This is a genomic window from Pseudomonas sp. PDM14 (genome assembly GCF_014851905.1).
GTDB lineage: Bacteria > Pseudomonadota > Gammaproteobacteria > Pseudomonadales > Pseudomonadaceae > Aquipseudomonas.
The window spans coordinates 1,484,862-1,497,495 of the sequence record NZ_JACVAQ010000001.1 but is presented as its reverse complement, the minus strand read 5'-3'; the positions used below and the strand labels follow the sequence as shown (position 1 = coordinate 1,497,495).

At 64.9% G+C, this 12,634-nt stretch carries 12 protein-coding genes; 11 read left to right on the top strand and 1 reads right to left on the bottom strand.

The window, feature by feature from the left end; genetic code table 11:
• Positions 1 to 42 precede the first annotated feature (42 nt).
• Both IB229_RS07125 and orn read left to right on the top strand, forming a co-directional pair.
• Positions 43 to 813 (top strand): class I SAM-dependent methyltransferase, encoded by a 771-nt coding sequence (locus IB229_RS07125; RefSeq protein WP_192326344.1) that lies wholly within the window; start codon positions 43 to 45, stop codon positions 811 to 813.
• Between the two features lie 40 nt (positions 814 to 853).
• Positions 854 to 1,399: an oligoribonuclease gene (gene orn, locus IB229_RS07120; RefSeq protein ID WP_192326342.1), complete on the top strand. Its 546-nt coding sequence runs from the start codon at positions 854 to 856 to the stop codon at positions 1,397 to 1,399.
• A 34-nt stretch (positions 1,400 to 1,433) separates the two neighbouring features.
• On the opposite strand, the gene queG is transcribed toward orn, so the two are convergent.
• On the bottom strand, positions 1,434 to 2,498 hold the full coding sequence (gene queG, locus IB229_RS07115) for a tRNA epoxyqueuosine(34) reductase QueG (RefSeq protein ID WP_192326340.1): 1,065 nt from the start codon (positions 2,496 to 2,498) through the stop codon (positions 1,434 to 1,436).
• Positions 2,499 to 2,563: 65 nt separating this feature from the next.
• On the opposite strand from queG, the gene IB229_RS07110 reads away from it, so the two are divergent.
• From IB229_RS07110 to hflC, 9 genes are all read left to right on the top strand, one after another.
• On the top strand, positions 2,564 to 4,063 hold the full coding sequence (locus tag IB229_RS07110) for an NAD(P)H-hydrate dehydratase (protein WP_192326338.1): 1,500 nt from the start codon (positions 2,564 to 2,566) through the stop codon (positions 4,061 to 4,063).
• A complete protein-coding gene (gene tsaE / locus IB229_RS07105; protein WP_192326336.1) occupies positions 4,051 to 4,506 on the top strand; it encodes a tRNA (adenosine(37)-N6)-threonylcarbamoyltransferase complex ATPase subunit type 1 TsaE in 456 nt (151 codons plus the stop codon). Before IB229_RS07110 ends, tsaE begins: the two co-directional genes overlap by 13 nt.
• A 16-nt stretch (positions 4,507 to 4,522) precedes the next feature.
• Positions 4,523 to 5,980, top strand: a complete 1,458-nt coding sequence (locus tag IB229_RS07100; RefSeq protein ID WP_318652087.1) for an N-acetylmuramoyl-L-alanine amidase — start codon at positions 4,523 to 4,525, stop codon at positions 5,978 to 5,980.
• Entirely contained in the window at positions 5,977 to 7,851 is a 1,875-nt protein-coding gene (mutL, locus tag IB229_RS07095; protein ID WP_192326332.1) for a DNA mismatch repair endonuclease MutL, read from the top strand. Before IB229_RS07100 ends, mutL begins: the two co-directional genes overlap by 4 nt.
• A 30-nt stretch (positions 7,852 to 7,881) precedes the next feature.
• On the top strand, positions 7,882 to 8,853 hold the full coding sequence (gene miaA, locus IB229_RS07090; protein WP_192326330.1) for a tRNA (adenosine(37)-N6)-dimethylallyltransferase MiaA: 972 nt from the start codon (positions 7,882 to 7,884) through the stop codon (positions 8,851 to 8,853).
• Between the two features lie 95 nt (positions 8,854 to 8,948).
• The gene (gene hfq / locus IB229_RS07085) at positions 8,949 to 9,203 is read left to right on the top strand and encodes an RNA chaperone Hfq (protein ID WP_173209726.1); all 255 of its coding nucleotides are present in this window, start codon (positions 8,949 to 8,951) and stop codon (positions 9,201 to 9,203) included.
• A 12-nt stretch (positions 9,204 to 9,215) separates the two neighbouring features.
• Positions 9,216 to 10,517 (top strand): ribosome rescue GTPase HflX, encoded by a 1,302-nt coding sequence (gene hflX / locus IB229_RS07080; protein ID WP_192326328.1) that lies wholly within the window; start codon positions 9,216 to 9,218, stop codon positions 10,515 to 10,517.
• Between the two features lie 96 nt (positions 10,518 to 10,613).
• Positions 10,614 to 11,762, top strand: coding sequence for an FtsH protease activity modulator HflK (gene hflK / locus IB229_RS07075; protein WP_192326326.1), 1,149 nt, complete (start codon positions 10,614 to 10,616; stop codon positions 11,760 to 11,762).
• Positions 11,762 to 12,631 carry a protease modulator HflC gene (gene hflC / locus IB229_RS07070; RefSeq protein WP_192326324.1) on the top strand — a complete coding sequence of 290 codons (870 nt, stop codon included), beginning with the start codon at positions 11,762 to 11,764 and terminating at the stop codon, positions 12,629 to 12,631. The genes hflK and hflC overlap by 1 nt, the downstream gene beginning before the upstream one ends.
• The last annotated feature ends 3 nt before the right edge of the window (positions 12,632 to 12,634 follow it).

Here is a 12,634-nt window from a genome sequence, read left to right as displayed (position 1 = left end):
TGGTACAACTGGGCGCGCTCGATGGCTGGTGGATTCCTTTTCATGTCCGATTTTCTGCGTGTGCGCTACCCGGCTGTGCGCGCCTTGCTGGCCCAGGTGCTGGCGCTGGTTGCCGTGGCATTGCTGCTGATCGCCTTGCTGCAGCTCGGCAACTGGCGTGTGCCGCTGTGGCAGGCCGCACTGTTGCAGGGGGTGTGCGCCGCCGGCCTTGGCCAATGGCTGGGGCTGCGCCGCTGGTGGCTGCCGCTCAACTTCGCCTTCGTGCCAGCGCTGCTGGCATTGCAGGCGCGCGAGTTGCCGTCCGCCTGGTTTCTCGGCGCCTTCCTGCTGCTGCTGTTGATCAACTGGAACAGCTTTCGCGAGCAGGTGCCGCTGTACCTCAGCGGCGCGCGCACCCGTCGGCGTCTCAGTGAGCGCCTGGTCGACTGGCCAGCCGACTTCCGCTTCATCGACCTTGGTTGCGGCCTCGGCGGCACGCTGGTGCAGCTGGCGCGTGACTACCCGCAGGCGCGCCTGGTCGGCGTGGAAACCGCGCCGCTGGTGTTCCTCTGCGCCTGGTTGCGCTGCCTGCCGCGGCGCAATTGCCAGGTGCGCTACCGCAGTCTGTGGCACGAAGACCTGGCGCCGTACGACGTGGCCTACTGCTTTCTCTCGCCCGCCCCGATGGGACGGTTGTGGCAGAAGGTACAGACGCAGATGCGCCCAGGCAGCCTGCTGATCAGCAACACCTTCGCCATTCCCGACGTGCCCGCCGATGAAGTGATCGAGCTGGACGACTGGCGCGATTCGCGTTTGCTGATCTGGCGCCGCTGACCGCTGCTAAACTGTCGCGCATTATCGAGGAGAGCTTTTCATGCCGCAGAACCCCAATAACCTGATCTGGATCGACCTGGAAATGACCGGTCTGGAACCGGAGCGGGACGTCATCATTGAGATGGCGACCATCGTCACCGACAGCGACCTCAACATCCTCGCCGAAGGCCCGGTAATCGCCGTGCACCAGAGTGATGCGTTGCTGGCCGGCATGGACGAGTGGAATACCCGTACCCACGGCGAGAGCGGCCTGACCCAGCGCGTGCGCGAGAGCACCATCGGCCCCGCCGAAGCGGAGGCGCAGACCATTGCCTTCCTCGAGCAGTGGGTGCCCAAGGGCAAGTCGCCGATCTGCGGCAACAGCATCGGCCAGGACCGCCGCTTTCTCTACAAGTACATGCAGAACCTGGAAGCCTACTTCCACTACCGCTACCTGGACGTATCGACCCTGAAGATCCTCGCGGGTCTGTGGGCGCCGCAGGTCAAGGAGGGTTTCCAGAAGCAGGGCACGCACCAGGCGCTGGATGACATCCGTGAGTCGATCGCCGAGCTGCGTTACTACCGCGCGCATTTCCTCAAGGTCTGACGCATTCAAGAAAGCCCGCCCAGTGCGGGCTTTTTCATGCCTGGCCGTGGCGCTGCAGGGCCCAGCTGACGTGCTCGCGGACCAGCTCCGAGGGGTAGTCGCGGCGCGCCTGCAGGGCCTCCAGCACCGGAATGCTCGACGGCGCGTTGCCCAGGCCCACGGCCAGGTTGCGCAGCCAGCGTTCGTAGCCGGCGCGGCGCAGGGGCGAGCCTTCGGTACGACTGAGGAATTCGTCCTCGTCCCACAGGAACAGCGAACTCAGTGCCACGTTGTCCAGGCCGTGACGCGGCTGGAAGTCGTTCTGGTCGGTCGGACGGGCGAAGCGGTTCCACGGGCAGACCAGCTGGCAGTCGTCGCAGCCGAACACGCGGTTGCCGATCAGCGGGCGCAGTTCCAGCGGAATACTGCCCTTGTACTCGATGGTCAGGTAGGAAATGCAGCGCCGCGCATCCAGCACATAGGGGCCGACGAAGGCGTTGGTCGGACAGATGTCCAGGCAGGCGGTGCAGCGCCCGCAATGCTCCGTGCCGTGGGCGGCGTCGACCGGCAGCGGCAGGTCGACGAACAGCTCGCCGAGGAAGAACCAGCTGCCGGCCTTGCGGTTGAGCACCAGGGTGTTCTTGCCGATCCAGCCGAGGCCGGCCTGTTCGGCAATGGCTTTCTCCAGCACCGGCGCGCTGTCGACGAAGGCGCGGTAGCCGAACGGGCCGATGGCCTGCTGGATGCGCTCCGCCAGTTGCTGCAGGCGCTTGCGGATCAGCTTGTGGTAGTCGCGGCCCAAGGCATAGCGCGACACGTAGGCTTTTTCCGGCTGGGCCAGGCATTCGCTCATGCGCGTGTCGCCGGGCAGGTAGTCCATGCGCAGCGACACCACGCGCAGGGTGCCGGGCACCAGCTCATCCGGGTGGGCGCGCTTGCTGCCGTGGGCGGCCATGTAGTCCATCTCGCCTTGGTAGCCGGCATCCAGCCAGCGCTGCAGGTGCTGCTCGTGCTCGCCCAGCTGCACGTCGGCAATGCCGACCTGCTGGAAGCCCAGCTCGCGGCCCCAGTCCTTGATGGACTGCGCCAGGTGCGCGAGATCGGGGAGGGTGGCGGACATGTCAGAGGGGAAACCGGAGGCGAGGTGGGTATAATTCTGCCAGACCTCGCTGGAATCGCCGAACCATGTCGCTCGCTGCAGACCAATTACCGCTGCCTTTGTACTCCGCCGCCCAGGTGCGTGAGCTGGACGCGCGCCTGATCGCTGCCGGCACGCCGGGCTACGAACTCATGCAGCGTGCCGCCCGGGTAATCTGGCGTGCGCTGCAGCGGCGCTGGCCGCAGGCCGGGGAAATCACCGTGCTGGCCGGGGCCGGCAACAATGCCGGTGATGGCTATCTGGTCGCGAGCCTGGCGCAGCGGGCCGGCTGGGCGGTACGCGTGCTGAGCCTGGGCGATACCGACCAGCTCAGCGGCGATGCAGCCCAGGCCTGCGCCGATGCGCGCGGGGCAGGCGTACCGGTCGAGCTATTCGGCGTCGACAGCGTGCTGCGTGGCGTGCTGGTCGATGCATTGCTGGGGACCGGTTTTCGCGGTGAGCTGCGTGCGCCCTATGCCGTCGCCATCGAACGGATCAACGCCAGTGAGCGGCCGGTGCTGGCCGTGGATATTCCATCCGGGCTGAGCGCCGACAGCGGGCATGTTGCCGAGCAGGCGGTGCGCGCGGACCTCACCGTGAGCCTGGTCGGACTGAAAATCGGCCTGTTCACCGGCGATGCCCCGGATTGGGTGGGCGAGTTGGTATTCGATGACCTGCAGGCCGACCCACAGCTGGTGGCACAGCAGGCGCAGGCTGCCGTACGCCTGGCCCGCGAGACGCTGCCGCGCCTGGCGCCGCGCGCGCTGACCTCGCACAAGGGGCGTTTCGGTCATGTGCTGGTGGTGGGCGGCGACCGTGGTTTCGGCGGCGCGGCCCTGCTCTCGGCGGAAAGCGCGCTGCGCAGCGGCGCCGGCATGGTCTCGCTGGCGACCCGTGCCGAGCATCTCGCCGCGGCGCTGGCGCGTCGCCCCGAGATCATGTGCGCGGCCGTCGAGTCGACCTATCAATTGCCCGACCTGTGCGACAGGGCCGATGTGCTGGTGGTTGGTCCCGGCCTGGCTCAGGCCGCCTGGGGACGCAGCATGCTCAGTGCGGTGGCGGCGAGCCGGCGGCCGCAGGTGTGGGACGCCGATGCGTTGAATCTGTTGGCGGCGGGCGTGGTCGAACTGCCCGCCGACAGCGTGATCACCCCGCACCCCGGCGAAGCCGCGCGGCTGCTGGGCTGCAACACCGCCGAGGTACAGGCGGATCGCCCGGCGGCGGCGCTGGCCCTGGCGCGGCGCTTCCAAGCGGTGGTGGTGCTCAAGGGCGCGGGCAGCCTGGTCGCCTCCCCTGATGGGCGCCTGTTGCTGTGTGATCGCGGTCATCCGGCCATGGCCACTGCCGGCCTCGGCGATGTGCTCGCCGGGTTGGTTGGTGCGCTGCGTGGTCAGGGGCTGGATGCGTTCGACGCGGCCGCCCTGGGCGTCTGGCTGCACGCCAGCGCCGGCCAGCAGGTGGGTGAGCAGGGGCGCGGGCTGGCGGCCAGCGATCTGATACCGGTCATTCGTCAGTTGTTAGAGGAGCATTCGCCATGTCAGGCGTGACGTTGTATGCAGAGGGCGAGGACGCCATGCTGGCGCTCGGTGCACGCCTGGCGGCGCTCACCGAGGGGCGCGGGGTCATCTTTCTGCATGGCGACCTGGGGGCCGGCAAAACCACGCTGTCGCGCGGCATCGTGCGTGGCTTCGGGCATGTCGGGGCGGTTAAGAGTCCGACCTTCACCCTGGTCGAGCCTTATGAGCTGGGCGACACCCGTGTCTATCACTTCGACCTGTATCGCCTGGCCGACCCGGAGGAGCTGGAGTTTCTCGGCATCCGCGATTACTTCGACGGCGATGCGCTGTGCCTGATCGAGTGGCCGCAGCGCGGCGAGGGCGTTTTGCCAAAGGCCGACCTGGACATTACCATTAGCCCCCAAGAGGCTGGCCGTGCGCTGCATTTGCAGCCACATAGCGCGCGCGCCGAGGCTTGGTGTGCGGCCTTATAAGAATCTGTATATAAAAGTGGGGAAGGCTATGCGCATGCGCGCGCTGTTCAGCGGAGTAGGGTTGTTGTTGGCGGCGCTGGCCGTCGACGTGCTGGCCGCGACGGAAGTGCGTAGCGTGCGCCTGTGGCGTGCCCCGGATAACACCCGCCTGGTATTCGACCTGTCCGGCCCGGTGCAGCACAGCGTGTTCACCCTGGCTGCGCCCAATCGCATCGTCATCGACGTCAACGGCGCCCAGCTAGCCGCGCCGCTGGACAAGCTGTCCCTGAGCAATACCCCGATCACCTCCGTGCGTTCGGCGCAGCGGTCGCCGACCGACCTGCGCCTGGTTCTCGATCTGTCCGCCATGGTCACTGCGAAGAGCTTCACCCTGGCGCCGAACCAGCAGTACGGCCACCGCCTGGTCGTCGACCTGTTCGATCAGGATGCCGCTGGTGCCTCCATCGTCGCGCCGGTGACGCCGCCGACGCCGAGTGGCGCTGGTGGTGCGGCGGCGCAGATCCCCGAGCCGGTGGTGCCGAGTGTGCCGGCGGTCAAGCTGCCGGATGCCCCGGCCGGCAAGCGTGAAATCGTCATTGCCATCGATGCCGGCCACGGCGGCGAAGACCCCGGCGCGCTGGGTCCGAACAAGAGTGTGTTCGAGAAGAACGTGACCCTGGCGATTGCCAAGGAACTGCAGCGGCAGATCAACGCCGAGAAGGGGTTCCGTGGCGAGCTGGTGCGTACCGGCGATTACTTCATCCCGCTGCGCAAGCGCACCGAGATCGCCCGCAAGAAGGGCGCCGACCTGTTCGTCTCGATTCACGCCGACGCCGCGCCGCGCTCCTCTGCCTTCGGCGCCTCGGTGTTCGCCCTGTCTGAGCGTGGCGCTACTTCGGAAACCGCGCGCTGGCTGGCCGACAGCGAGAACCAGTCCGACCTCATCGGCGGAGCCGGCAACGTCAGCCTGGATGACAAGGACCGCATGCTCGCCGGCGTGCTGCTCGACCTGTCGATGACCGCGTCGCTGTCCTCCAGCCTCAATGTCGGGCAGAAGGTGCTCGGCCACATGGGCAGCATCACCCCGCTGCACAAGCGGCGCGTGGAGCAGGCCGGGTTCATGGTGCTGAAGTCGCCGGACATCCCATCGATCCTGGTTGAGACCGGGTTCATCTCCAACCCGAACGAGGCCAAGAAGCTGGCCAGCCGTGGCCACCAGCAGGCGCTGGCGCGCTCGATCACCGCCGGTGTGCGGCAGTTCTTTCAGCAGAATCCACCGCCTGGCACCTATGTGGCCTGGCTGCGTGACTCGGGCAAGATCGCGCCGGGGCCGCGCGAGCATGTGGTCACCTCCGGCGAGAGCCTGGCGCTGATTGCTCAGCGCTATCAGGTCAGCCTGGCTGCGGTGCGCAGCGCCAATTCGTTGAAGACCGATACCATCAAGGTTGGCCAGGTCCTGCGGATACCGGCGACCTCCCTGGCTGCGCAGCCGTGAGCGGCGGGGCACGCATCCAGCTGCTGACGCCGCGGCTGGCCAACCAGATTGCCGCGGGCGAGGTGGTCGAGCGCCCGGCGTCGGTGATCAAGGAGCTGCTGGAAAACAGCCTCGACGCTGGCGCGACGCGCATCGACGTCGAGGTCGAGCAGGGCGGCATCAAGCTGCTGCGCGTGCGCGATGACGGCGGTGGTATTCCCGCCGAGGATCTGCCGCTGGCCCTGGCGCGCCACGCGACCAGCAAGATTCGCGAACTCGAAGACCTGGAAAGCGTGATCAGCCTGGGCTTTCGTGGTGAGGCGCTGGCCTCGATCAGCTCCGTCGCCCGCCTGACCATGACCTCGCGCACCGCCGACGCCGACCAGGCCTGGCAAGTTGAGACAGAGGGGCGCGACATGGAGGCGCGGGTGCAGCCGGCCGCGCATCCGGTGGGCACCTCCGTGGAAGTGCGCGACCTGTTCTTCAATACCCCGGCGCGGCGCAAGTTCCTGCGTGCCGAGAAAACCGAATTCGACCACCTGCAGGAAGTGATCAAGCGCCTGGCGCTGGCGCGGTTCGACGTGGCTTTTCACCTGCGCCACAACGGTAAGACGGTGTTCGCCCTGCACGAGGCGCCGGACGAAGTCAGTCGCGCGCGCCGCGTGGCGTCGGTTTGCGGCCCTGCATTTCTCGAGCAGGCGCTGCCGATCGAGATCGAGCGCGGCGGCTTGCGCCTGTGGGGCTGGGTTGGCCTGCCGACCTTCTCGCGCAGCTCGGCCGATCTGCAGTACTTCTACGTCAACGGCCGCATGGTGCGCGACAAGCTGGTCGCCCACGCGGTGCGCCAGGCCTATCGCGACGTGCTGTTCAATGGTCGCCATCCGACGTTCGTGCTGTTCCTCGAGATCGATCCGGGCGTGGTCGATGTCAACGTGCACCCGACCAAGCATGAAGTGCGCTTTCGTGACGGGCGCATGGTTCACGACTTCCTTTACGGCACCCTGCATCGCGCCCTGGGTGAAGTGCGCCCCGAAGATCAGTTGGCAGCGCCGGCGGCTGTTGCTCAGATGGTGCGACCTACCGGCCAGGCGGCCGGCGAGTTCGGCCCGCAAGGCGAAATGGGGCTGGCGGCCAATGTGCTGGAGGTGACGCCGCCAACATCGGTGTGGCGTTCGGCCGGCGCGGGCTACCAGGCGCCGCGCCCCGAACCAGTGTTCGCCACCGGCGAGGCGCAGGCCGCCTACCGCGAGTACGTCACGGCGATGCCGGAGTCGATGCCTGCCGGGCTGCCACAGAGCCAGGGCGATATCCCGCCGCTCGGCTACGCGCTGGCGCAGCTCAAGGGCGTCTACATCCTGGCCGAAAACGCGCAGGGCATGGTGCTGGTGGACATGCACGCGGCGCACGAGCGCATCACCTACGAGCGCCTGAAGACGGCAATGGCCAGTGAGGGGCTGCGCGGCCAGCCGCTGCTGGTGCCTGAATCGATTGCCCTGAGCCAACGCGAGGCCGATTGTGCCGAAGAGCACGGTGAATGGTTCCAGCGCCTGGGCTTCGAGCTGCAGCGCCTGGGCCCGGAAACCCTGGCGATCCGTCAGACCCCGGTGCTGCTCAAGCAGGCCGAGGCCACGCAGCTGGTGCGCGATGTGCTCTCCGATCTGCTCGAATACGGCACCAGTGACCGTATTCAGGCGCACCTCAACGAGCTGCTGGCAACCATGGCCTGCCACGGCGCCGTGCGTGCCAACCGACGCCTGACCCTGCCTGAAATGAACGGTCTGTTGCGCGATATGGAGCAGACTGAGCGCAGCGGCCAGTGCAACCACGGTCGTCCGACCTGGACGCAGCTGGGCATGGACGACCTGGACAAGCTTTTCCTGCGCGGCCGCTAGATCCCGCGCCGCGCCTGGAGCGCTTCCCAAATGCCTTCGCTACCACCCGCCATTTTCCTCATGGGCCCCACCGCTGCCGGCAAGACCGATCTGGCGATGGCCCTGGCCGATGTTCTGCCTTGCGAGTTGATCAGTGTCGATTCGGCGCTGATCTACCGTGGCATGGACATTGGCACGGCCAAGCCGGATCGCGAGACACTGGCGCGGTATCCCCATCGCCTGATCGATATTCGCGACCCTGCCGAGAGCTACTCGGCTGCGGAGTTTCGCGCCGATGCACTGGCCGCGATGGCCGATATCACCGCGCGCGGGCGCATTCCCCTGCTGGTCGGCGGCACCATGCTCTATTACAAGGCACTGGTGGACGGCCTGGCCGACATGCCCAGCGCCGATCCGCAGGTGCGTGCAGAGCTGGAGGCGCGCGCGGCTGCCGAGGGCTGGGCTGCACTGCACCGCGAGCTGGCGGAGGTCGATCCCGAGTCGGCGGCGCGCATTCATCCCAACGATCCGCAGCGCCTGATTCGTGCGCTGGAGGTGTACCGCGTCAGCGGTTTGAGCATGACCGCACACCGGCAGCGGCAAACCGCTGAAAATAGCGGGTTAGACGCGCCAGCCTTGGCACGTTTGCCTTATACTGTGGCGCACCTCGCCGTTGCGCCCCTGCAGCGTTCCGTGTTGCATGCCCGAATCGCTTTGCGTTTCGAGCGCATGCTGGAACAGGGCTTCATCGAAGAGGTCGAAGCGTTACGCCTGCGCGGTGACTTGCACGCAGGCCTGCCGTCGATTCGTGCGGTTGGTTATCGCCAGGCCTGGGACCACCTGGATGGCAAAACTAGCTACGCCGAGATGACGGAGCGGGGAATCATCGCGACACGCCAACTGGCGAAGCGGCAGTTCACCTGGTTACGCAGCTGGCCACAGCTGCATTGGCTGGACAGCCTGTCTGATGACAATCTGCCTCTCGCCTTGAAATACCTGAACTCGGTCTCCATATTGAAGTGAGACCTATTCGGCGGTCGTCTATCCTCGTTTTGAGCGTGATACGGCATAAGCCATTTTTGCTTTACTACTTTTGATCCCCTACAGGAGTGCGGCACATGTCAAAAGGGCATTCGCTACAAGACCCTTACCTGAATACCTTGCGTAAGGAACGCGTACCGGTTTCCATCTATCTGGTCAACGGCATCAAGCTGCAGGGCCAGATCGAGTCGTTCGACCAGTTCGTTATTTTGCTGAAGAACACCGTCAGCCAAATGGTCTACAAACACGCTATTTCCACCGTTGTCCCAAGTCGTCCAGTACGGCTGCCAAGTGCTACCGAAGGCGAGCAGACCGAGCCGGGCAACATTTGACGGGAGCCTGCCTTGTTCTTTGAGCGCCACGGAGGTGGTGAACGAGCCATTCTCGTCCACCTGGAAGGTCAGAATCCCGAGGCGCGCGAAGATCCGCAGGAATTTCGCGAGCTTGCACTTTCTGCTGGTGCGGACATGGCGGCTTTCGTCAATGTCTCGCGCCATCAGCCTACCGCCAAGTACCTGGTCGGTAGTGGCAAGGTCGAAGAGCTGCGTGACCTGGTCAAATCCGAAGCGGCCGATCTGGTCATCTTCAACCACACCCTCACACCCAGCCAGGAGCGCAACCTTGAGCGCGCTTTTGAATGCCGGGTGCTTGATCGTACCGGTCTGATTCTCGATATCTTCGCCCAGCGGGCGCGTACCCATGAAGGCAAGCTGCAGGTCGAACTGGCTCAGCTCGATCACATGAGCACGCGCCTGGTGCGCGGCTGGACTCACCTTGAGCGGCAGAAAGGCGGTATTGGCCTGCGCGGTCCGGGTGAAACCCAGCTGGAGACTGACCGCCGCCTGTTGCGTGTGCGCATCCGGCAGATCAAGCAGCGCCTGGAAAAGGTTCGCAGCCAGCGTGAGCAGGCACGGCGTGGGCGCAAGCGTGCGGATATTCCATCGGTGTCGCTGGTGGGTTACACCAACGCCGGCAAGTCCACGCTGTTCAATGCGCTGACCACTTCCGAGGTGTATGCCGCAGATCAGTTGTTCGCCACGCTCGACCCGACGCTGCGCCGGCTCGAACTGGATGATTTTGGTCCCGTGGTGCTGGCCGATACGGTGGGATTCATTCGTCACCTGCCGCACAAGCTGGTCGAGGCCTTTCGTGCCACCCTCGAAGAATCGAGCAACTCCGACCTGCTGTTGCACGTGATCGACTCGCACGAGCCGGAGCGTGATCAGCAGATCGAACAGGTGATGGCGGTGCTCGGCGAAATCGGCGCCAACGAGTTGCCGATGCTCGAGGTGTACAACAAGATCGATCTGGTCGACGGCGTCGAGCCGCAGATCCAGCGCGATGCCGATGGCAAGCCGCAGCGCGTCTGGTTATCGGCGCGCGAAGGCAAGGGGCTGGACCTGTTGCGTCAGGCGGTCGCCGAGTTGCTCGGTGACGACCTGTTCGTCGGCACGCTGCGCCTCTCGCAGAAACTGGGGCGCTTGCGTGCACAGTTCTTCGAATTGAATGCGGTGCAAAGCGAGGCGCACGACGAAGCAGGCGATATCCTGCTGGCGATTCGTCTGCCGCGCGTGGAGTTGAATCGGCTGGTCAGTCGTGCTGGCTGGCAGCCGCAGGAATTTATCGAGCAACACACTTTGCAATAAAGCCTGCACCATCGTTTTTGCGGCGCAAGGCAGGCATTCTGTAGCATTGGGCGGCGCGCCGCGGGCGCGTCTTTGCTTTATCAGATGGAGAGCGCTATGGCTTGGAATGAGCCGGGTGGCAATTCGAACAATCAGGATCCCTGGGGTGGCCGCAAAGGCGGTGGCCGGCAAGGACCGCCTGATCTCGACGAAGCCTTCCGCAAGCTGCAGGAGAGCCTCAACGGCATCTTCGGCGGCGGCAAAAAACGCAGCGGCAACGGTGAGGGTGGCGGCGGCTTCGGCCTGCTCGGCATCGGTCTCGGCTTGCTGTTCCTGGTCTGGCTGTGGAATGCCGTCTATATCGTCGATGCCCAGGAGCAGGCTGTGATCCTGCGTCTCGGCAAGTATCACGAAACGGTGGGGCAGGGTCTGAACATCTACTTCCCGCCGATCGACAAGAAATTCCAGGAAAACGTTACTCGTGAGCGCTCCTTCACCAAGCAGGGGCAAATGCTGACCGAGGACGAGAACATCGTCGAAGTACCGCTCACCGTGCAGTACAAGATCAGCAACCTGAAAGACTTCGTGCTCAACGTCGATCAGCCGGAAGTGAGCCTGCAACACGCCACCGAGAGCGCGCTGCGCCACGTGGCGGGTTCGACCACCATGGATGAAGTGATCACTCTAGGTCGGGAGAAGATGTCGGTCGACGTGAGCAAGCGTCTGCAGGACTTCCTCGACAACTACGGCACCGGTATCACCGTTACCCAGGTCAACATTCAGCGCGCCACGGCTCCGGCTGAGGTCAAGGATGCGTTCGACGACGTGATCCGTGCCCGTGAAGACGAGCAGCGCGAGAAGAACCAGGCGGAAAGCTATGCCAACGGCGTGGTGCCCGAGGCGCGCGGTCAGGCTCAGCGCCTGATCGAAGACGCCAACGGTTACCGTGATGAAGTGGTTTCGCGCGCAGAAGGTGAGGCGGATCGCTTCAGCAAGCTGGTTGCCGAATACCGTAAGGCGCCGGAGGTCACGCGTCAGCGCCTGTACATCGACACCATGCAGCAGGTGCTGAGCAACACCAGCAAGGTGCTGGTGACCGGCAAGGACGGGCAGAACAACCTGCTGTACCTGCCGCTGGACAAAATGATCGAGGGGCGCAGTGGCAACAACAGTTCCAGCAGCGCATCGACCACAAGCAGCGATACGGCTACCCGCATCATCAACGATCTGGAGCAGCGTGATCTGCGTTCGAGGGAGAGCCGCTGATGAGCAATAAATCGCTGTTTGCCCTGATCGGGGCCGTAATTCTTGCTGTCGTGGCGTGGAACAGCCTGTACATCGTTACCCAGACCGAAAAAGCGGTGCAGCTGCGCTTCGGTAAGATCCAGGTGGCCGATGTACAGCCGGGTCTGCACCTGAAGATTCCGGTGGTCAACCAGGTGCGCAAGTTCGATGCGCGCCTGCTGACGCTGGAGTCGCCGATCCAGCGCATCCTGACCCAAGAAAAGAAAGCGGTCATGGTCGATGCCTACGCCAAGTGGCGTGTGGCGGACGCCGAGCGCTTCTACACCGCGACCTCGGGCATGAAGCAGATTGCCGACGATCGCCTGTCGCAGCGTCTGGTTTCCGCACTGGCCAACCAGTTCGGTACCCGTACCTTGCATCAGGTGGTGTCCGGCGAGCGTGACAGCCTGATGGCGGCCATCACCAGCTCGCTGAACACCATGGCGCAGAAGGAACTGGGCATTGAGGTGGTCGACGTGCGCGTGAAGGCAATCGACCTGCCGAAAGAGGTGTATCGCAGCGTCTTCGACCGCATGGCGTCCGAGCGTGAGCGCGAAGCTCGCGAGCACCGCGCCAAGGGTAAGGAGCTGGCCGAGGGTATTCGCGCAGACGCCGATCGGCAGAAGCGTGTATTGCTGGCTGAGGCCTACCGCGAATCGGAAGAAGTGCGCGGTGATGGCGACGCGAAAGCGGCCGGCATCTACGCTGCGGCCTATGGCCAGGACTCGGAGTTCTACGCCTTCTATCGCAGCCTGGGTGCTTACCGCGAAAGCTTCTCCAGCAAGGGTGATGTGTTGGTGCTTGATCCAGAGAGCGAATTCTTCCGCTATCTGCAGCAGTCCAAGCCCTGAATC

Excerpts from the sequence above, each read along its gene's own strand:
- IB229_RS07125 (WP_192326344.1), top strand. The coding sequence starts at position 43 with ATGTCCGATTTTCTGCGTGTGCGCTACCCGGCTGTGCGCGCCTTGCTG.
- orn (WP_192326342.1), top strand. The coding sequence starts at position 854 with ATGCCGCAGAACCCCAATAACCTGATCTGGATCGACCTGGAAATGACC.
- queG (WP_192326340.1), bottom strand. The coding sequence starts at position 2,498 with ATGTCCGCCACCCTCCCCGATCTCGCGCACCTGGCGCAGTCCATCAAG.
- IB229_RS07110 (WP_192326338.1), top strand. The coding sequence starts at position 2,564 with ATGTCGCTCGCTGCAGACCAATTACCGCTGCCTTTGTACTCCGCCGCC.
- tsaE (WP_192326336.1), top strand. The coding sequence starts at position 4,051 with ATGTCAGGCGTGACGTTGTATGCAGAGGGCGAGGACGCCATGCTGGCG.
- miaA (WP_192326330.1), top strand. The coding sequence starts at position 7,882 with ATGCCTTCGCTACCACCCGCCATTTTCCTCATGGGCCCCACCGCTGCC.
- hfq (WP_173209726.1), top strand. The coding sequence starts at position 8,949 with ATGTCAAAAGGGCATTCGCTACAAGACCCTTACCTGAATACCTTGCGT.
- hflK (WP_192326326.1), top strand. The coding sequence starts at position 10,614 with ATGGCTTGGAATGAGCCGGGTGGCAATTCGAACAATCAGGATCCCTGG.
- hflC (WP_192326324.1), top strand. The coding sequence starts at position 11,762 with ATGAGCAATAAATCGCTGTTTGCCCTGATCGGGGCCGTAATTCTTGCT.